The sequence below is a fragment of the Oceanimonas baumannii genome, from assembly GCF_002245495.1.
Classification (GTDB): Bacteria; Pseudomonadota; Gammaproteobacteria; order Enterobacterales; family Aeromonadaceae; genus Oceanimonas; species Oceanimonas baumannii.
This window is the reverse complement of sequence record NZ_NQJF01000012.1, coordinates 41,360-61,578: the sequence shown is the minus strand read 5'-3', so window position 1 is coordinate 61,578 and position 20,219 is coordinate 41,360. Positions and strand designations below refer to the sequence as shown.

General features: G+C 56.8%; 17 protein-coding genes. 7 read left to right on the top strand and 10 right to left on the bottom strand.

Annotated features, from left to right (window positions below; genetic code table 11):
• Window positions 1-117 precede the first annotated feature (117 nt).
• From B6S09_RS14265 to hutI, 6 genes are all read right to left on the bottom strand, one after another.
• Window positions 118-2,214 (bottom strand): TonB-dependent receptor family protein, encoded by a 2,097-nt coding sequence (locus B6S09_RS14265; protein WP_243832877.1) that lies wholly within the window; start codon window positions 2,212-2,214, stop codon window positions 118-120.
• 174 nt (window positions 2,215-2,388) lie between these two features.
• On the bottom strand, window positions 2,389-3,921 hold the full coding sequence (hutH, locus tag B6S09_RS14260) for a histidine ammonia-lyase (RefSeq protein ID WP_094279166.1): 1,533 nt from the start codon (window positions 3,919-3,921) through the stop codon (window positions 2,389-2,391).
• Window positions 3,922-3,933: 12 nt separating this feature from the next.
• Complete coding sequence (locus tag B6S09_RS14255; protein ID WP_094279165.1) at window positions 3,934-5,472, bottom strand: HAL/PAL/TAL family ammonia-lyase; 1,539 nt, start codon at window positions 5,470-5,472, stop codon at window positions 3,934-3,936.
• Window positions 5,465-7,057 (bottom strand): BCCT family transporter, encoded by a 1,593-nt coding sequence (locus tag B6S09_RS14250; RefSeq protein WP_094279164.1) that lies wholly within the window; start codon window positions 7,055-7,057, stop codon window positions 5,465-5,467. The genes B6S09_RS14255 and B6S09_RS14250 overlap by 8 nt, the downstream gene beginning before the upstream one ends.
• Window positions 7,058-7,142: 85 nt before the next feature.
• The gene (gene hutU, locus B6S09_RS14245; protein ID WP_094279163.1) at window positions 7,143-8,825 is read right to left on the bottom strand and encodes a urocanate hydratase; all 1,683 of its coding nucleotides are present in this window, start codon (window positions 8,823-8,825) and stop codon (window positions 7,143-7,145) included.
• 45 nt (window positions 8,826-8,870) lie between these two features.
• Entirely contained in the window at window positions 8,871-10,076 is a 1,206-nt protein-coding gene (hutI, locus tag B6S09_RS14240; RefSeq protein ID WP_094279162.1) for an imidazolonepropionase, read from the bottom strand.
• Window positions 10,077-10,257: 181 nt separating this feature from the next.
• On the opposite strand from hutI, the gene B6S09_RS14235 reads away from it, so the two are divergent.
• Together B6S09_RS14235 and B6S09_RS14230 are read left to right on the top strand one after the other, a co-directional pair.
• Window positions 10,258-11,568, top strand: coding sequence for a YjiH family protein (locus B6S09_RS14235; protein WP_094279161.1), 1,311 nt, complete (start codon window positions 10,258-10,260; stop codon window positions 11,566-11,568).
• Between the two features lie 100 nt (window positions 11,569-11,668).
• Window positions 11,669-12,205 carry a YaeQ family protein gene (locus tag B6S09_RS14230; protein ID WP_094279160.1) on the top strand — a complete coding sequence of 179 codons (537 nt, stop codon included), beginning with the start codon at window positions 11,669-11,671 and terminating at the stop codon, window positions 12,203-12,205.
• A 32-nt stretch (window positions 12,206-12,237) separates the two neighbouring features.
• Here the strand turns inward: B6S09_RS14230 and hutC are convergent, their stop codons facing one another.
• Window positions 12,238-12,945, bottom strand: coding sequence for a histidine utilization transcriptional repressor HutC (gene hutC / locus B6S09_RS14225; RefSeq protein ID WP_094279159.1), 708 nt, complete (start codon window positions 12,943-12,945; stop codon window positions 12,238-12,240).
• 165 nt (window positions 12,946-13,110) lie between these two features.
• On the opposite strand from hutC, the gene B6S09_RS14220 reads away from it, so the two are divergent.
• Window positions 13,111-13,584: a MarR family winged helix-turn-helix transcriptional regulator gene (locus B6S09_RS14220; protein WP_094279234.1), complete on the top strand. Its 474-nt coding sequence runs from the start codon at window positions 13,111-13,113 to the stop codon at window positions 13,582-13,584.
• Window positions 13,585-13,600: 16 nt separating this feature from the next.
• Here the strand turns inward: B6S09_RS14220 and B6S09_RS14215 are convergent, their stop codons facing one another.
• Window positions 13,601-14,179, bottom strand: coding sequence for a YjaG family protein (locus B6S09_RS14215; RefSeq protein ID WP_094279158.1), 579 nt, complete (start codon window positions 14,177-14,179; stop codon window positions 13,601-13,603).
• Window positions 14,180-14,329: 150 nt separating this feature from the next.
• On the opposite strand from B6S09_RS14215, the gene B6S09_RS14210 reads away from it, so the two are divergent.
• Entirely contained in the window at window positions 14,330-15,274 is a 945-nt protein-coding gene (locus B6S09_RS14210; protein ID WP_094279157.1) for a D-2-hydroxyacid dehydrogenase, read from the top strand.
• Window positions 15,274-15,846, top strand: coding sequence for a uracil-DNA glycosylase family protein (locus B6S09_RS14205; RefSeq protein ID WP_094279156.1), 573 nt, complete (start codon window positions 15,274-15,276; stop codon window positions 15,844-15,846). Before B6S09_RS14210 ends, B6S09_RS14205 begins: the two co-directional genes overlap by 1 nt.
• A gap of 216 nt (window positions 15,847-16,062) precedes the next feature.
• Here B6S09_RS14205 and znuB read toward each other — a convergent pair whose 3' ends face one another.
• Both znuB and znuC read right to left on the bottom strand, forming a co-directional pair.
• Window positions 16,063-16,851: a zinc ABC transporter permease subunit ZnuB gene (gene znuB, locus B6S09_RS14200; protein ID WP_094279155.1), complete on the bottom strand. Its 789-nt coding sequence runs from the start codon at window positions 16,849-16,851 to the stop codon at window positions 16,063-16,065.
• A complete protein-coding gene (znuC, locus tag B6S09_RS14195) occupies window positions 16,841-17,578 on the bottom strand; it encodes a zinc ABC transporter ATP-binding protein ZnuC (RefSeq protein WP_094279154.1) in 738 nt (245 codons plus the stop codon). Before znuC ends, znuB begins: the two co-directional genes overlap by 11 nt.
• An 88-nt stretch (window positions 17,579-17,666) precedes the next feature.
• Between znuC and znuA the strand changes: the two genes are divergently transcribed.
• Window positions 17,667-18,608, top strand: a complete 942-nt coding sequence (gene znuA, locus B6S09_RS14190) for a zinc ABC transporter substrate-binding protein ZnuA (RefSeq protein ID WP_094279233.1) — start codon at window positions 17,667-17,669, stop codon at window positions 18,606-18,608.
• 189 nt (window positions 18,609-18,797) lie between these two features.
• Entirely contained in the window at window positions 18,798-20,141 is a 1,344-nt protein-coding gene (gene mepM / locus B6S09_RS14185; protein ID WP_094279153.1) for a murein DD-endopeptidase MepM, read from the top strand.
• Window positions 20,142-20,219 lie beyond the last annotated feature (78 nt).

Here is a 20,219-nt window from a genome sequence, read left to right as displayed (position 1 = left end):
AACTACCTTCCGCGGCGCTGAAAAAGAGGTGGCTCCAGTATGGTCATACTGGATAAAAAAACAGGGACTGAGAAGTCAGTCCCATAACGGTGCACTGTGCGTCCTGCATGCTCCGCCTTAGAAATTGAGTTGTCCTTCCAGTACATAAGTACGGCCCGGCATCGGCACCCGCCCCACCGGGCTGACATCAACACCGCGGAAATACGCCTCGTCATCCAGCAGGTTGTTTACGCCCACACCCACATTCAGGATCATGCCGTTATCCAAGGGGAAATCCCGGCCCAGTCGAGTATTGACCAGGGTGTAAGACGGCAGTTCACCAACGCTGCCCATGCCGTCCTCATTAACGGTATTGGCAGCATCACTGAAACTGTTGCCGGCATAAAGCGCCGTCGCACTGGCGCTCCACAGACCGGTGCGGTAGACAGCATCGGCGCTGGCCTGATGGCGAGGCGCATTAGGCAGTTCTTTGCCGATGTTGTCTCCGCTCAGTTGCTCACTGTCGAGGAAGGTATAACCCAGGCCCAGTTCCAGCCCGGTCATGGGGGACCAGCGGCCTTCCAGCTCAAGACCCTGCTGACGGGTTTCGCCCAGGTTCTCGTACCGGTTTTGTGCCTTGTTGTACTGAATTTGATCCTGATAATCGATGCGGAACACAGTGGCCGTTGCTTCCAGGTTACTGTAGGGCTGCCAGCGGGCCCCCAGCTCGTAGTTCCAGGCGGTTTCGTTAGCTACCGAGCCTTCGCGGATCACCTGGGCGGTCTGCACCGGCACCAGTGAACGCTGGGCATTGGCAAACAGGAACACCTCATCGGTAGCTTGCAGGCCCACGGTCAGGCCAGGTAGCCATTCGGAAGCATGGTTGTCGCTGAGTGCACCGGAGTTCTCATCCCGGTAATCGGTCCGCACCGCTTCGTAACGGATCCCCGGGGTCAGGGTCAGCCGCTCATCCAGAAGACTGATGGTATCGCTGATATAGGCAGCATAGGCATTGGTGGTGAAGTCCCAGTCCCGCACTGTATCGTTGTAGCTGCCATCGGCCAGGGTCAGACGGTTAACGTCGAACTCCACTTCTTCCCGCACATAACGTCCTCCCAGCATCAGTGTATGGTTACCCAGCTGTTTGGTTACTCGCGGCTCGGTACCGTAAACATGAAAAGTACGGGGTGAGTCGGCGACATGGCTGGCTGCCGCCTCGGGATTGGCCCAGTTACCGCCGGATGTCAGATCCTGACCAAAAAAGAAGGTCCGATCCGCCCGGTGAGCGAAGTTGCGCCACTGAAATTCCAGCGAGTCATCAGGCGTATGAATCCAGGTCAGGTTAGCCCGCCACATATCGGCATCATAGCTATCGTAAGGACGCTGAGACCGGTTACGGTTATCCTCATAAGCCGCCGGGCTCAGGGCACCGGGTAAATCGGCGGTCACATCGTAATACTGCAGCTGGGCCTTGAACTCGTTAATGTCGTCGGCGAAATAGTCGACATCGAGAATGTAGTTCTGCACCTCGGTATCGGAATGATCCCGAAAGCCGTTGCCCTTTTGCAGGTTGGCCTGAAACTGCAGACCCAGATTATCGGTGACGAAACCACCGGCACGATAATAGGTATCGGTAAGCACATGGCCACTCCCCTCGGCGATCAATAACCGCTCGCGCAGGGTTTGTTCAAACGTATTGGGAATGGGTTTGGTGATCAGATTGAGTACGCCGCCCACATTATTGGGCCCATAGTGCACGGCGGCTCCGCCACGCACCACATCCACCGCCTCCAGACTGGGCAGGGTTACCGGGAACAACGATACGCCCACATTGGTGTAGGGGCCAATGGCCACCGGATAACCATCCACCAGCAGTTGCACTCGTTCACTACGCAGCGGGTTCAGACCACGTACCCCGATATTGGGCAGAATGCCGGTGCCGGTTTCATCCAGCACCTGAACCCCCGGCACCTGGCGAAGGGCGTCTTCCAGGTTCAGGGCCCCGCGCTCATGCAGCTGTTCGCTGTCGACCACATTACGGGCACCGGTATAGGTTTTTACGGCTTTCTTATCGGGTGTCCCCAGCCAGTCTCCTTCCACCACGATCTGGTTCAGCTGAGTACTGGCCATCTCCTGCGCCGCCACTGGCATGGGGGGCATCAGTGCCATGGTGATAAAAATACTGAGCGGACGACGACGAAGCCCGGTCGGCTTCACTTTCCCTGAAAAAGACATACAACAAACCCAAATGATAACGGTTAACTTTTTGCGTATTGTTTTTTATTTGTAATGTTATTTCAATTTAATTTTTAACTTTTTAACAACTGAGAGTCATGGTCCTGATCAGCAATTCATCCCCCCATAAAAAAAGCTGCCGAAGCAGCTTTTTTAAACAGATAACTCACTATATCAGTGGCTGGGCAGTAGCCCCGGCGGTACCAGGTGACTAAGCACGTTATCCTTGAGCAAGGCGTTAGCCTGCTCGATATCCGGGCCAAAGAAACGGTCCTTGTCGTAATAGCTCACTCGCTCACGCAGGGTCTGGCGCGCCTGCTCCAGCGACTCGGTGGTCTTCATGCCACCGCGGAAATCCAGCCCCTGACAGGCCGCCAGCCATTCGATAGCCAGCACGCCGCGGGTGTTCTCCGCCATGTCCCACAGCCGGCGACCACCGTTGGGAGCCATGGACACATGGTCTTCCTGATTGGCGGACGTGGGCAGTGAGTCCACCGAGTGCGGATGTGCCAGTGCCTTGTTGTCGGACGCCAGTGCCGCCGCCGTGACCTGGGCAATCATAAAGCCGGAATTAACGCCGCCATTTTCCACCAGGAAGGGAGGCAGTCCCGACATATGTGTATCCATCATCAGCGACACCCGGCGCTCACTCAAAGAGCCGATTTCGGCAATGGCCAGCGCCAGGTTGTCGGCAGCCATGGCCACCGGCTCGGCATGGAAATTACCACCGGAGATAACGTCGTTGTCGTCGGCAAACACCAAGGGGTTGTCGGACACGGCATTGCCTTCAATCAGCAGCACTTCCGCGGCCTGACGCAGTTGCGTCAGGCAGGCACCCATCACCTGGGGCTGACAGCGCAGGGAGTACGGATCCTGCACCTTGGCACAATTAACGTGAGAGCGGCTGAGCTCGCTCGCCTCGCCCAGCACATGGCGGTAAGCTGCGGCGGAGTCGATCTGCCCCTGCTGGCCACGCACGGCATGAATGCGCGGGTCGAACGGACGGCGGGAACTCAGGGTGGCTTCAACCGTCAGGCCGCCCACAGCAATGGCACTGGCGAACAAGTCTTCCGCCTCGAACAGGCCGCGCAGGGCAAAAGCGGTGGACACCTGAGTGCCGTTAAGCAGCGCCAGGCCTTCCTTGGGTGCCAACCCCATGGGCTTGAGGCCGGCGATCTCCAGCGCCTGACCGGCACTGATGATATCGCCCTGGTAGCGGGCATGGCCTTCGCCCAGCAGCACACAGCTCATGTGCGCCAGAGGTGCCAGATCGCCGGATGCTCCCACCGAGCCCTTACCGGGAATGCAGGGATAAACCTCGTGATTAACCAGCGCCATCAGCGCCTCCAGCACTTCCAGCCGGATGCCGGAAAAGCCCCGGGCCAGGCCGTTGATCTTGAGCACCATGATCAACCGCACCAGATCATCGCTGACCAGTTCCCCCAGGCCGGTGGCATGGGACAGCACCAGAGAGCGCTGCAGGGTTTCCAGATCCTCGGGCTGAATGCGGGTGTTGGCCAGCAGGCCAAAACCGGTGTTGATGCCGTACACGGTGCGATCCTCTGCCACCATACGGTTCACACAGTCCACAGAGGCCTGAATTGCGCCATGAGTGGCGCTGTCCAGCGCCAGCTTGACCGGCCGCTGATAGGCTTTGCGCATCTCGGCCAGGGTCATTTTTCCGGGATTGATAACAATGTTTGACATAAGTTAACTACCTCAGGCATTCAGTTGAGGAAATAGCCGGCACAGTGCCGCTAACGATGATTCATCCCGCAGCAATTCATAGGTTGCGCGAATATCCAGGTGAAGCGAGTGTTCTTCTTCATAGAAGGCAACACGCTCTCTCAGTTGCCGCCAGGCCAATCCGGTGCCGCAGCCAAATAACGGTTGTTCAATCAAGTCAAATGCTTGGGCGGCCAACAGGTATTCGATGGCCAGTACGTGGAATGCGTTATCCAGCGCCTTATCAAGCTTCAATGCACTGCTTTCCCCCAAACTCAGGTGGTCTTCCTGCAACCCCGAAGTCAGGTAATTATCAGTCACTGCCGGTTGCGCTAGGCGCTTGTTGTCAGCCACCAGAGACGAAGCCGAATATTGCGCTATCATCATGCCTGACTTGACCCCACTGCCGTAGGTCAGGAAGGGTGGTAACTTGTTGGCTTGAGGAGTAACCAGACGGAAACTACGCCGCTCGGAAATAGAACTCCACTCACAGACGGCAATCGCCAGCAGATCGCAGGCCATGGCCACGGATTCTCCATGGGGATTAGCCTGGGAAATAACGCGATATTCTCCCTCTTCCTTGATCAGCATTGGGTTATCAGTTGCAGAGTTCAGCTCGGCATTCACCTGTCCCACAGCGTGTGTCAGTTGATCTCGACAAGCCCCGTGCACCTGAGGAATGGATCTCAAACTAAGAGCATCCTGCAGATGCTCTCCCTGACTCCGGGCCAGCACCTGGCTGTCCTGCAACAACCGGCGCAAATTCTCACTACTTTGCTGAACGCCTCTGTGCGTCTTGCGTTGAATCACCGCCGGCGACAAGGCATCGAGTTGACCCCGCAAAGCCTCAAAGCTCATGGCACCGATAACATCAGCCCAAAAGGCCAGCCGAGTGGCGTCTGCAAGTGTCAGGCAAGCCAGGCCGGTCATGGCCGGAGTACCGTTAACCAGGCTGAGGCCATCCTTGGGCCCAAGTATCACCGCCTCCATTCCGATAGCATCCAGCGCCTGCCGAGCCGGCATTACCCGGCCGCGGAACTCAACTTCCCCCTCACCCAGCAGGGCCAACCCTATGTGTGCCATATGACTCAGGTAGCCGACGGAGCCTTGGGCAGGCACCCGAGGCACAATATCCTCGTTGAGCAGGCGGATAAGCCCCTCAACAACCTCTGGACTAACCCCGGAGCAACCGTGACTGTAGTTAATCACCGCCGCACAAATGATGGCTCGTACCTGCTCCCGCTTGAGTGGTTCACCGATGCCACAGGAATGACTCATCAGGGTGTGCCAAGAGAGTTGCTGTAGCTGGCTACGGTCGAGCACGACGTGACACAGGGCACCCAGACCAGTATTGATACCATAATAGGGTTGGCCAGAGTCAGAGAAAGTCTCAACAGCCCGGCGGGCTAAGTTAATCCGCTCCCAGGCACAGGCAGACAAGGAAAGATGAGCCCCTTGACGTGCTACCTGAACCACATTTCTCCATTCTGCTGTTTGTTGCCCGATAATGACCGGTGATGGCTGATTATTCATGAACGCCTCCCGGCAAGAGAGCTGAGTCCGGCTGCTCGACACGTTCTCCGTCCTTCTTAGTGATGAACACCCTAATGCTGGACGCAACGATCAGAACGAATAGGAATAGCACGGTGAAACCGCCAGCTGCGGCAAGATATTTGATCCCATCAACCCCTTGAGCACCACCTCCGAAAGCCACCATGATGTAGGCAATTACACTGATGGACACACCCCAGATTACCTTCTGGGCTTTGGGGGATTCTTCCTCTGCATTGATATTCTTAGTACAGATGGTAGCAATGGTGGACGACATGGAGTCGGCTGCGGTAGCAAAAGAGATGATCAGTGTGAAAATCGCCAAGGGAACCAACACGGTCGAAAAAGGTAAGTGTTGCAGGAAGCCCCACAGCCCCGAAACGGCCCCGTTTTCGGACACAACCTTCACCAGATCCAGAGTACCGTCCAGCTGCCACTTAAGAGCGGATCCCCCCCAAATAGCAAACCAGACAATGCCGAATACAGAAGGCAGGATCCAGTTAATGATCAGAAACTCACGCAGGGTGCGACCGTAGGAAATACGCGCCAGAAATAACCCCATCAGAGGAGCATATGCAATCCAGATGGACCAGTCGTACATGGTCCACCAGGTGACCAGGGCCTCACCACCAGATTCCTTGGTATCAAACGCCCATAGAAAGAAATTATCCAACCAGTAGCCCAAGCTGGTCACTGACAGGCTCAAAATATAACTGACGGGTCCTACCAGCAAAAGAATTACCACAAACGCATAGAAAATATAGGCATTGATCGACGAAAGAAACTTGATGCCACGCTTCAGCCCGGATAGCGCAGAAGTAATAAAAATGGCAGCAATGATCAGCGTCAGCACCAGCCAGGTAATGGGGTTCGACTGAATGCCGTACTCTGCTTCAATGCCTGAGCTGATCAGGGCTAAGCCTGCCCCCAGAGAAGAAGCCAGACCCAGTGCAATCGCCAGTACCGAAATAATATCGATCAAGGAACGAACTACCGGCTTGCGTTCCTTGCTGCCTATAACCGGGGAGATGGTAGAGGCAATGGAGAAGGCCTGCTTACGGTTATAATGCATATAGCCGATCATCAGACCGACAATGGAATAAATCGCGTAGGGTATAAAGCTCCAGTTATGGAAGCTTCTGGCAATGGCGAAGATCGCGGCTTCGGCGCTATTGGCTGAAAACGACTGGTTACCGATTTCCCCGTATATATTTCCCATGTAGATAATAGGTTCGTTCACGGAATAGGTAACGACGCCGGTCGCAATTCCCCCGGTCAGGGCCATCGCAAAGTTGGATGCCATCGAGAACTTCGGCTTGGCATTTGCTCCGCCCAAACGAATATCTCCAGCTTTGGAGAAGAAGATGTACCCCACTACCCCCAGTGCCAATACTGCCAGCAGCTGATACAACCAGGCAAAATCAGAGAGCGAAAAATAGAAAATATTCTTGGCTACGTTCACCAGTAGCTCATTGTTGATCAGGCCCACGGCCACGGCGATAAGTACAATCGCAAAAGCCGGGGCAAATACCCCGACATTAAGGCTTTTCTTTCCGTTTACAGACATGATGTCTTCCTTGTACACATTGCATCAAAACCGGAACGAAAGCCGACCCTCCAGGCCGGCTCCCTTTTTATTGCAAAGTTTGTACTCAGCTCACAGTAACCATCGGCAGATCCAGCCCCTGCTCGCGGGCACAGTCAATGGCAATATCATAACCGGCATCGGCGTGACGCATGACTCCGGTACCCGGGTCGTTACGCAGCACCCGGCCCAGACGGGCGGCGGCGGCATCGGTACCATCGGCGACGATCACCACTCCCGAGTGCTGGCTGAAGCCCATACCCACACCACCGCCATGGTGCAGAGATACCCAGGTGGCACCGCCGGCGGTGTTCAGCAGGGCGTTCAGCAGCGGCCAGTCGGAAACCGCATCAGAGCCGTCCTGCATGGCTTCGGTTTCCCGGTTGGGGCTGGCCACCGAGCCGGAGTCCAGGTGATCCCGGCCGATCACGATGGGTGCCTTGAGTTCGCCGCTTTTGACCATGTCGTTAAAGGCCTGGCCGAGACGGGCACGATCCTTGAGGCCAACCCAGCAGATCCGGGCCGGCAGTCCCTGGAAGCTGATCCGTTCCCGGGCCATATCGAGCCAGTTGTGCAGGTGCGGATCGTCGGGGATCAGCTCCTTCACCTTGGCGTCGGTCTTGTAAATATCTTCCGGATCACCGGACAGCGCCACCCAGCGGAACGGGCCGATACCCTGGCAGAACAGCGGGCGAATATAGGCTGGCACGAAACCGGGGAAGTCAAAGGCGTTCTCAACACCCTTTTCCTTGGCCATCTGGCGAATGTTATTGCCGTAGTCGGTAGCGGCCGAACCACGCTCCTGCAGCGCCAGCATGGCGCGCACCTGAATGGCCATGGACTCCTTGGCGGCATCCACCACAGCGGCTTCGTCCTTCTGACGCATTTCAGCGGCGTATTCCATGGTCCAGCCCTGCGGCAGGTAGCCGTTCAGCGGATCGTGGGCACTGGTCTGATCGGTGGTCACATCCGGCACGATGCCGCGCTCAACAATCTCCGGGAAGATGTCGGCACAGTTTCCGAGCAGACCCACAGACACCGCTTCGCCCTTGGCGTGGGCTTCATCGATGATGCCCAGAGCCTCATCCAGGCTGTGCGCCTTTTTGTCGACATAGCGGGTACGCAGACGGAAATCGATACGGGTCTCGTCGCATTCCACCGCAATACAGCTGAAGCCGGCCATGGTAGCAGCCAGGGGCTGGGCACCGCCCATGCCGCCCAGACCGCCGGTGAGGATCCAGCGGCCTTTGGCTTCGCCGTTGAAGTGCTGCTTGGCCATGGCCACAAAGGTTTCGTAGGTGCCCTGCACAATGCCCTGAGAGCCGATGTAGATCCAGGATCCGGCGGTCATCTGGCCATACATCATCAGGCCTTTTTTATCGAGCTCGTTGAAGTGCTCCCAGTTGGCCCAGTGGGGCACCAGGTTGGAGTTGGCCAGCAGTACCCGCGGTGCATCGGCGTGGGTCTTGAACACGCCCACCGGCTTGCCGGACTGGATCAGCAGGGTTTCGTCGTCTTCCAGCCGGGTCAGCACATCCTTGATACGATCAAAGCAGGGCCAGTTGCGGGCCGCACGGCCAATACCACCGTATACCACCAGATCTTCGGGGCGCTCGGCCACGTCCGGGTGCAGGTTGTTGTGCAGCATGCGGTAAGCGGCTTCGGTGAGCCAGCTTTTACAGATTTTGTTAACGCCGGTGGGCGCCTTGATAACACGGCTAGTATCGTGACGATCGTGTTGCTGTGACATGGAAAATTCCCTCTTCGGTTTCGTAATAAATACGGTGGTGTCAATTCAGTGTGTCTTTCCGGCAATAACTCGCTGTGCCAGAGTGGGCAGACCCACGCTGTAAGCCAGCTCGGCCGGATTGTTCGTGTTCCACAGGCAGAGATCCGCCTGCAAGCCAGGGGCAATACGCCCGGTCTGCTCCTGCAGCCCCAGTGCCCGCGCACCGTGAGCAGTGATTCCGCACAGGGCTTCCTGCGGCGTCAGCCGGAACAGGGTACAGGCCATGTTCAGCATCAGCCGCAGGCTGAAAATAGGTGAGGTACCGGGATTAGCGTCAGTGGCCAGGGCCATGGGCACCTCATAGCGGCGCAACAACTCAATGGGCGGCACCCGGGTTTCTCGCAGCATATAAAAGGCACCGGGCAACAGGGTGGCAACGGTCCCGCTCTCGGCCAGCGCCTTCACTCCGGCTTCATCCAGATATTCAATATGATCTACCGACAGAGCCCCGGCCCGGGCCGCCGCGGCACTGCCGCCGAGGTTGGACAATTGCTCGGTATGGCCCTTGATGGCCAGACCATGTTCTTTGGCGACGGCATACACCCGCTGGCACTGTTCCACCGAAAAGGCAATGCCTTCACAAAACACGTCCACTGCGTCGGCCAGCCCCTCGGCGGCCGCCGCCGGGATCATGTGATTGCACACCAGCTCGATATACCCGTCGGCGTCGTCTTTATATTCCGGCGGCAAGGCATGGGCACCCAGCAGAGTGGTCACCACCCGCACCGGCCGTTCCCGGCCCAGACGGCGGGCTACCCGCAACATTTTGAGCTCGTGTTCTACGGTCAGGCCATAACCGGATTTGATCTCCACCGTGGTTGCCCCTTCCGCCATCAGTGCCTCCAGCCGTGGCAAGGCGGCGTTAAACAGCTCGTCTTCACTGGCAGAGCGGGTTGCGCGCACCGTGCTGATTATGCCGCCGCCGGCACGGGCAATCTCTTCGTAGCTTTTGCCTTCCAGCCGGGCCTCGAACTCGCCGGCACGGTTGCCGCCAAACACCAGGTGGGTATGGCAGTCCACCAGCCCGGGGGTCAGCAGCCTGCCTCCGGCATCAATCACCTCTACGGCTACCTGCTCGCTGGCCGGCAGTTCGCGCATCGGGCTCACCCGGGTAACGAGGCCGTTTGTTACCGCCACCGCCATGGGCTCAACGGCGGTATTAAGGCCATTGAACAGGGTGACGTTGATCCAGAGGCGATCCGCTTGTGACATGACTGGCTCCTTGCTGCTCTATTTGTATATACATTTAAACTCATAAAATAAGACTATCAAGGCAAAATTTAAAAAACCATACATTTTTTGACAGTGATCACATGAAACAAAAACATACCATTAACATTAACAGCGTTTATGTATATACATTAAATAAACAAAATACAGGGAGGTTTATTCAATGCAGTACGCCACCACCGATTCCCGCGCTTCCCTGCAGGCAAACCTTCGCCTGCTTGGGCTCAGCGCCGTGGGTATCTTTATCTTTTTTATTCCTGTCACCCTGGCCGGAAAAACCAGTATCCCTCTGGATCATATGGTGGGCTGGTTACGCACCGCTCTGGGAGACACCGGTGCCGGCTGGTATGCCATGGCCATGATACTGGCGGGAGCCCTGCATCCGCTGGTCAGCGGGCAATGGCGACGCAGCCTTACCGATAAGATATTTATGTTGCTCAAATGGCTGGGCGTGATTGCCGGCGCGCTGGCCCTCACCGGCGCGGGGCCGGCGGCACTGCAAACCCCGGACATGCTGCCCTTTCTGTTTAACAAGCTGGTGATTTCGGTCGGACTGATTGTGCCGGTCGGCTCTGTGTTTCTCGCCTTTCTGGTTGGCTACGGCATGCTGGAAGCCATCGGTATTCTGGTACAGAAGCTGATGCGGCCGGTCTGGCGCACCCCAGGGCGCTCAGCCATTGATGCGGTGGCCTCCTTTGTGGGTAGTTATTCCATCGGGTTGCTGATCACCAACCGGGTATACCGCGCCGGGCACTACTCCGCCCGGGAAGCCGCCATTATCGCCACCGGCTTTTCCACCGTCTCTGCCACCTTTATGATTATTGTGGCCAAGACCCTGGATTTGATGGATATCTGGAATCAGTATTTCTGGCTGACGCTGCTCATCACCTTTGTGGTCACTGCCATTACCGTCAGGTTACCCCCCCTGTCCCGCATGGATGACAGCGCCGAGCACCGGGAGCCGGTGGGAGAGCCCGGAAAACGTCTGGCGGTCGCCTGGCAAAACGGCCTGCGGGTTGCAGAGCAGGCCCCGCCCCTGCCCCGCAACGTACTGGAAAACTTTCGTGACGGCCTGATGATGACCATCAGCATTCTGCCTTCCATCATGTCGGTAGGGCTGCTGGGACTGCTGGTATCAAAATACACCCCCCTGTTCGACTGGCTGGGTTATCTGTTCTACCCGGCCACCCTGATATGGGGACTGGAAGAAGGCATGGCGCTATCCCGGGCAACCGCCTCGGGCCTGGCGGAAATGTTTCTGCCGGCACTGCTGATGGCAGAAGCTGATTTTGTCGCCCGCTTTGCCGCCGGCGTCGTGTGCGTGTCGTCTGTACTGTTTTTCTCGGCATCCATTCCCTGCATTCTGGCCACCCGCATCCCTCTGAAAGTGGGCACCCTGGTGCTTATCTGGTTTATCCGCGCCTTTTTGAGCTTGTTGCTGGCCATTCCGGTAGGCATGTTGATTGCTCCCTGAATCCGCTTCAGTCATTTTACCGGCCCGTCCTCGACGGGCTTTTTAATGGCTCATCAGGCCGCTTGCCGCTACTATGTCCGCTTTTACACGGAACCCGTTCATGGCTCTCTCCGCCACCCTGCGCAAGGTGCGCATCAATATCAGCGATCTGACCCGCCACTATTATCAGGCTCATAGCCTGACCGTGGCCCAGCATCCGTCCGAAACCGATATTCGCCTGATGGTACGGCTGCTGGCCTTTATCCGCCATGCCGATGAAGATCTGAGCTTTACCAAGGGCCTGAGTACCGACGATGAGCCGGAGCTTTGGCAAAAAGCACCCGATGGCCGCATCGTGCTGTGGGTGGAACTGGGTGAACCCAGCGTCAAGCGGATCAAGCAGGCCCTGTCCCGGGCTGAGCAGGTAGTGATATACAGCTATGGCGGCCGCAGCGCCGACGAATGGTGGAACAAACACAAGATAGAGCTGGGCCAGCTACCCAGACTGGAGATCTTCCATCTGGCGGATCCCCAGCCGGCCCAGCTGGGAGAGCTGTGCCAGCGCAGCATGGATCTGTTTGCCACCTTGCAGGATGAGGAAGTTCAGCTCACCGACGGCAGCCACAGCCTGGATCTGCAGCTGATCCGCTGGCGGTAACAGGGGCTTGGGAGTCGTGAATTCCCGGCTCCCTACAGCTTCAGGGTTGATCTCAGCTTGTAGCGGTTGCCGGGATGCCAGAGCCGGGCAAAACTCACCAGCTGGTTGAGAGACCAGGTACGGCGGGTAACCAGCAGGCAGGGTTGCTGGTGTGGGATCTGCAGCCAGTCACCAATGTCTGCCGGGGCCAGCCGGGCTTCAACAATGTGCTCCATGTCAGACAACGGGCATTGTGTCACCAGATACGCATTAGGGGTCTGACGGCCAAAGTCACACTGCAGGTAACCCGGTGCCAGTTGCGGATTGACGAAACGTTCCTCCACCTGAATGGGCACGCCGTTTTCCAGATGAACCAGCACCGAATGAAACACTTTTGAATTCAGCCGCATCCCCATATTGAGCGCCACTTCCTCGTCGGCGCGCCGGCTGTCCAGCACCACTACCCGGTTACCATAGTCATGACCGCGGCTGCGCACTTCGTCAGCGATATTGTTGATATCGGCCAGGGGAGATTCGGCCTTGGGCTCGGTAACAAAGGTACCCAGTCCGGCCCGGCGCATCAGATAACCTTCCTGTACCAGATCGCGAATGGCCTTGTGGGCAGTCATGCGGCTGACTTTAAACTGCACCGCCAGCTCCTGCTCGGGAGGGATCTGCTGATGCAGCGGATACTCGCCCGACTCGATACGAGCCAGAATATGCTGCTTGATCTGCTTATAGAGTGGAATCGACTGGGTCACATGGCCTCCTGCTGGTGGAACTCAATTGTACATACAATTGACCATGAGTCACGATACTGACCCGCAAACCATGAGGCTGATCTTTCCACTTCACCGGTTTTGCGCTATGGTGCGCGCAATTTCGGCACGCGCCCCTTTATTACATCAAGAGATAGCAGGTTGATTGTGGAAAAACATGAAGAGGTACTGGTGGCCCTGCGCCAGATCATTCGCGCCATCGATCTCCATTCGCGCCAGCTCAGCAAAGCGTCCGGCCTGACCGGCCCTCAGCTGTTATTAATGCAGTCCATCAGCGAGCATGGTGATATCACCATGCGCAAGCTGGCCCAGGCAACCAATATGAGCCAGGCTACCGCGACAACAATTATTGATCGCCTGGAACAGAAAAGTCTGGTTCGCCGGGAGCGCAGCCAGACCGATAAGCGGAAAGTGCATGCCGTACTGACCGAAGACGGCATAGAAAAACTGAAAACCGCGCCACGTCCGCTGCAGGAAAGCTTTATTCAGCGTTTTCAGTCGCTGGAAGAGTGGGAGCAGAACCTGCTGCTCTCATCGCTTCAGCGTATCTCCTCGATGATGAACGCCCACGATCTGGACGTGGCCCCCATGCTGCAGGTAGGCAGCCTGCTGCACGAGTAACGGCACCAAAGGTGCCTTATTCCAACCCGATACCAATATTGGATACCCCTCCCTGGGCAGCAAAATCCCGTACTGCCAGTATGGTATCGGCTTCCCGGGGTTGTGCTACCCGCTCCAGCAGCTCTACCTGAAACTCCATTTCAGCTTCCATCAGTTCATGGTCGTAAAGCTCGGCCTCTTCCAGCTCACGTTCAGCCATCAGCTCGGCAAAGCCGGCTACCGTACCCAGTGAGGCACTGCTGGCTTCCTGGGCTTCTTCGCCAATACGGCAAATCACGGAATTATAGGCAGCTCCCAGCGCCACACAGGCATCCAGGGCCGGCCAGGCACCATAGGATTCAAATTTGTTTGGATCCGGAATAACATTTTCAAATGACTCAAGCTCAGCAGACAGATCCACCCGGGAGCCTTTTACGGTCAGATAAGTCCAGAGCTCATCCAGGCAATGGCGAAAACGTTCTCCGTCACCAAAGCCGGAGGTGTCGGCAAACAGCCGGTAATTGGGATACATACGCTCAGCCAGTGCCAGCGCAAACACGGTTTGCTGCCAGGGAGTCAGTTTACTGAGTTTTTTATAAAATTTATCGCCGAACACACAAAATTCCTTGTCGTTGGGTTAGCCCCGTTTACTCAGGGAGCGTTTGCCTTCAGGCTCACAGTTTACGGAGCTAACACTGGTATAAGATTTTTCCTGTGTCATTGTCTCACAAAACCAGCAAACACCCCATTTCAAGGAGATACAGGTATGGCCAATCATACCCTGATGCTGCTCAGCCAGGACAATCATCACTATCAGGATCTGCTGGGCAAGGCCTATCTGCCGGGCCTGACCGTGCTGATGCCCGGCAACGACAACGAGATCCGTGCCGCTCTGGAACGGGCCGACATCCTGCTGGGTGAACCTGCCCGCATTCGTCCCTGGCTAAAGGAGGCCCGCCAGCTGAAGTGGGTACAGTCCACCTATGCCGGCGTTGATGCCCTGCTTAAACCCGGTACCCGCCAGGACTATCAGCTCACTAATGTGCGCGGCATTTTCGGCCCGCTGGTCAGTGAGTATGTGTTTGCTCACCTACTGTCCCTGACCCGCCATCTGCGCCACTACCGGGAGCAGCAACGACATCACAACTGGCAGCCCATCGCCTATCAAAGCCTGGCCGGGAAAACCATGCTGATTCTGGGTACTGGCAGCATTGGCCAGCATGTGGCCGGCACCGCCCGTCATTTTGGCATGACGGTACTGGGTATGAGCCGAACCGGCCGTGAAGCTCCCAACTTTGAACGCACCTTTCAGCCCCCCGCCCTGAACAAGGTACTGCCACAGGCAGATGTGGTGGTGAGTGTGCTGCCATCCACGCCCGAAACCCGTGAATTGTTTAATGAAGACAGGCTGAATCATATCAAGCCCGGGGTTATTTTCTGTAACGTGGGCCGGGGCGATGCCGTAAACGAAACAGCCCTGCTGCACGCACTGCGCACCGGTCGCATTGGCGCTGCGGTGCTGGATGTATTTGCGACCGAGCCTCTGCCCGAAAACAGCCCGCTGTGGGATATGCCCAATGTGGTGATTACCCCCCATAACTCGGGTTATAGCTTTCCGGATCAGATCGTGACCCGCTTCAGCCGTAACTACCTGAAATTTATCGAAGGCAAAACCATGGAAGGCCTGGTGAATTTCGATCTGGGATACTAATGAAAGCCCTGCTTGCCGAGGTGCGTACCTGCCGGCTGTGTGAAGCCCAGCTCCCCCTTGGCCCACGGCCCGTGGTACAGCTGGGGAAAAACGCGCGCATTTTGATCATCGGTCAGGCACCGGGCACCCGGGTACATGAAACCGGCATTCCCTGGAACGATCCCAGCGGCGACACCCTGCGCCGCTGGCTGCAGGTAAACCGGGATACCTTTTATGATCCTGAACAGATCGCCATTATGCCCATGGGGTTCTGTTATCCGGGACGGGGAAAAAGCGGTGATCTGCCTCCCCGTCCGGAATGCGCACCGACCTGGCACGAACGTATTCTGTCCGCCTTGCCGGATATTCAACTGACCCTGTTCATCGGCCTGTATGCGCAGCGCTATTATCTCGGCAAGCGTTACTCCACCCTCACCGAAACAGTGCGCCACTGGCGGGAGTTTTCCCCCGAGCGCCTGCCGCTTCCCCATCCATCTCCACGCAATCGCCGCTGGCTGATGCAAAACCCCTGGTTTGAGCAGGAAGAGCTGCCCGCACTCCGGGCGCGGGTGCATGAGGTTCTGAAGAGCTAGAAGCCGGAAAACTCAGCAATACGAAGCGACAGCGCGGTTGCGATACGCTTCAAGTACCTCCATGTAACGCCCGTCAAATGCCATCCATGGCATTTGACGGGCGGCTACGGCAATCCCCGCTGTCACTTCGTAAAATGGCGGAGCTGCCGGTTAGAAACTAACGGGCAACTGGGTGCTAGCCCAAGGAGGGCAAGAGTGTCTGCTTCACGCTACAGGTTAGCCCCGCTTTGGCACTACCTGAGACAACAGAAACAGGGTGGCAGCGGCCACCACCACCGACGGGCCGGTGGGGGTGTCGTAACTGACCGAGAGTTGTAACCCCCCAATCACCGCCAGCACACCAATGCCCGAGGCCAGGGCGGCCATCTGCTCCGGAGTGCGGCTGAAACGACGGGCGGTGGCGGCAGGAATAATCAGCAATGAAGTAATAATCAGTGCCCCTACAAACTTCATCGCCACTGCAATCAGCACGCTGATCATCAGCAACAGCAGCAACTTGAGCCGCTCTACTTTAAGCCCTTCCACCCGGGCCAGTTCCTCACTCACGGTAATCGACAGCAGCGGACTCCAGAACTGGCGCAACACCAGCAGCAACAGAGCACCACCACCATATATCCAGGCCAGATCCGAAGCCTGGATCGCCAGCAGATCACCGAACAGGTAAGCCATCAGATCGACCCGGACGTTATCCATAAAAGCCAGTGATACCAGCCCCAGAGACAGGGCAGTATGAGCCAGGATCCCCAGCAAGGTGTCGGTTCCCAGCCGGCTGCCCCGCTGTAATCCCGCCAGCAATATTCCCAGCAGTACACAGGCCACCAGCACTGACAGCGTCAGATTGACCTGCAACAGCAGCCCCATGGCAACCCCCAACAGCGACGAGTGCGCCAGGGTGTCACCGAAATACGCCATGCGCCGCCACACTACGAAACTCCCCAGGGGGCCGGCCAGCAAGGCAATACCCAGACCAGCCAGCAGCGCATAAAGCAGAAAACTATCCCACATGGCGTACATCTCCGTGGTGTTCCTCGTCACAATGGTGATGGTGGGTATACACCGCCAGCTGAGCAAGCTCGGGCCGGCCGAACAGACGGGCAAACTCGGGATGACGGGCTACCTGCTCAGGCTCGCCATGACAGCAAACATGGCGGTTAAGACAGATGACTCTGTGGGTGCTGGCCATCACCAGGTGCAAATCGTGGGATACCATCAGCACGCCGCACTGCAGCTCTTCGGCCAGTTGCTGAATCAGAGCATACAGCTCGGTCTGTCCATGTACGTCGACTCCCTGGGCAGGCTCGTCCAGAATCAGCAACTCGGGTGCCATCATCAGGGCCCGAGCCAGCAGAATACGCTGCATCTCTCCACCGGAAAGCGCCTGCATGGCACGCTCAGCCAGTCGCTCGGCCCCCACCCGCGCCAGCGCCTGTGCCACCGTCAGCCGCCGTCCGCGGGACAAACTCAGAAAACGTGCCACAGTCAGCGGCAACACGGGATCCAGATGCAGTTTCTGGGGCACATAACCCACACGCAGGCCCGGCTTGCGCCACAGCCTGCCCTGGGTTGCCCGGCGCAGTTCCAGGACCAGTTTGATTAACGAACTTTTGCCGGCCCCGTTAGGACCAACTACGGTCAGAATTTCACCGCGATGCAGGCTGAGAGATATACGATCAAGAATGACGTTACCGTCAGCCTCCAGGCCGACTTCCGTCAGCTCTACCAGTTTGGTCATTGGAGATGTGCCTTTACTTCGATGTTTGTAATATTATAACATTCCGTTTCAGGTAAATTCCATTCACCATCATCAGAGTATGCCCGCCATGAGAGCCCTGCTTTTTCTCGGACTGCTGCTTGCCGGTCAGGCCAGCGCCGTTGAAGTTCTTGCCACCGTTAAGCCCCTGCAACTGATTGCCAATGCCATTACTCAGGGAGGAAAGCCCGCCGGACTATTATTGCCACCAGGTACCTCCCCCCATGACTATGCCCTTAAACCGTCAGATTTGCGCAGGATAAAAAACGCCGATCTGGTGGTCTGGACCGGTCCGGAGCTGGAGCGCTTTCTTGAACCTTTGCTGGCACAACGCAGCAGCAGCCTGGCACTGATGGCATCCCTTCCTCACGAGCACGAGCACGAGCACGAGCACGAGCACGAAGATCATCATGCGCACGGCCATCATGATAACGATAAAATCGTGATTGCTCAGCAGGAAGATGACGATCATCATGGCCACGATCATGGATCACGGGATCCGCATATCTGGCTGGATCCACATAACGCCCTGCAGATCGCCCGCTTGATCACTGCTCGCCTGAGCGAACTGGATCCTGCCAACCTTGATCGGTATCAACAAAACCTGACGCAGTTTGAGTCAAAATTGTCCGAAGCCGATCTCCGTGTTGAAACCCGTCTGGCCCCCGCCAGAAACAAGGGATACTTTGTGTTTCACGATGCCTATGGCTACTGGGAAGAACACTATAACATTCCTTCTCTGGGGCACTTTACCATCAGCCCGGAGCGTGCCCCCGGCGCTCAGACCGTTGCCGGCATTCATCAGGCACTGCAACAGTCCAGCGCCGAATGCGTGTTTGCCGAGCCTCAGTTCCGCCCGGCCGTGGTCAATGCCGTGGTACGCGGCACCCAGGCCCGGGTAGCCGAGCTCGACCCACTGGCAGGTGATATCGGCGAAGGTCCGGAAGGGTATTTTCACTTTATGCTAAAGATGGCCGATGACATGGCCGCTTGCTTGCTGAATGAAAGATAAACACCCGGACACAATTTTTTTGTATAATGCAGAACTTTCTTATGAAGTGATGCACTAACCTTGGTGGCCCGTCGTATAACGGGCCATTTTGTAACTAAAAACAGTGTTTTTATAGCTTGTTTTAATAAAGAACCGGCAAAACACCGCTTCCATGCATCGTGTAATTATTTACAGGCACAGGTAAACCGGATGAAGTTTCTCCGCCCGATACAAAGCAGACTGCAGGACATACCCACTTCCCTGCCCAAGCGTCACCTGTACGGCATTGTCCTGCTCAGTGGCCTGACCCTTTTCACTGCGGCCCTGATCCCGACTCCGGGTGAACTGATGGATAAGCCGGTACGCATCAGCATCCCGGCATCACTGCACGTTCCCCAACAGGAGCGTGTCGACAGCACCGAGTTTTATGCCCTGCCCAACGATGATATCGGTGCCGCCGAGCCGGTGGATGCACTGGATGAAATTGCCGCCAGTGAGCCGGAATGGCAGGAATATGTGGTGCAGAACGGCGATACCCTAAGTACCATTTTTAACGGCCTGGGCTTGCCTCTGGCTACCATGTACAAGCTGCTGGATGCAGATAAGGATCGGGCCCTCGATGGCCTCCGCCCGGGACAGACCCTGTACCTGCTGATTGACCAGGATAACCTGCTGCAGGAATTCAAACTACAGCGTGATATTCTGCACACTCGTATTTTCAGCCGCAGCGGCGATAGCTATACCAGCCGCCTGAAAACCGAAGAAAGCCGCTGGGAAAGCCGCAGCCTTAGCGGCACCATTAACGGCAGCTTTTATCTCAGTGCACGCAGTGCCGGACTGTCGGCAGGGCAAATACAGAAAGTGGCCAACCTGTTTCAGTGGCAACTGAACTTTGCCCGTGACCTGCGTCAGGGCGACACCTTCAGAGTAGTGGTCAAGCGCGAGTTTGTGGAAGGAGAGAGCACCGGAAAATCCGAGCTGCAGGCAGTCGAGATCGTCAATGCCGGTCGCAGTTACCAGGTGTTCCGCCATGAAGACGGCAATTTCTATGATGCTAAAGGCAACAGTATGGAGCGCGGTTTTATGCGTATTCCGCTCAAGCATCGCTCCCGTATCAGCTCCAGCTTTAATCTTCACCGCAAACACCCGGTAACGGGTCGTGTTCGTCCTCACAAGGGCACCGACTTTGCAGTGCCTACCGGCACTCCGGTCGTCGCCCCCAGTGACGGCGTGGTCGTCAAGGCTACCCGGCATCGCCTGGCCGGTAACTACCTGGTTATTCGTCATGGCCGTAAATACACCACCCGCTTTCTGCACCTGAGCAAATTCCTGGTCAAACCCGGAGACAAGGTACGCCGCGGTGAACAGATCGCGCTGTCCGGTAACACCGGCCGCTCTACCGGACCGCATCTGCATTACGAGTTTCTGGTAAATAACCGGCAAGTGGATCCTATGCAGGTGAAACTTCCCATGGCGGAAGGCCTGACCGGTAATGATCGTCAGCAATTTCTTACCCGGGTAAAGCAACTGAAGCTACAGTTATCAGCCGGTTAACCTTCAGCTACGTATAAAAAAAGCGCCTTGAGGCGCTTTTTTTATACGTCTTGTCTAATCCTGAATATGGTTTACACC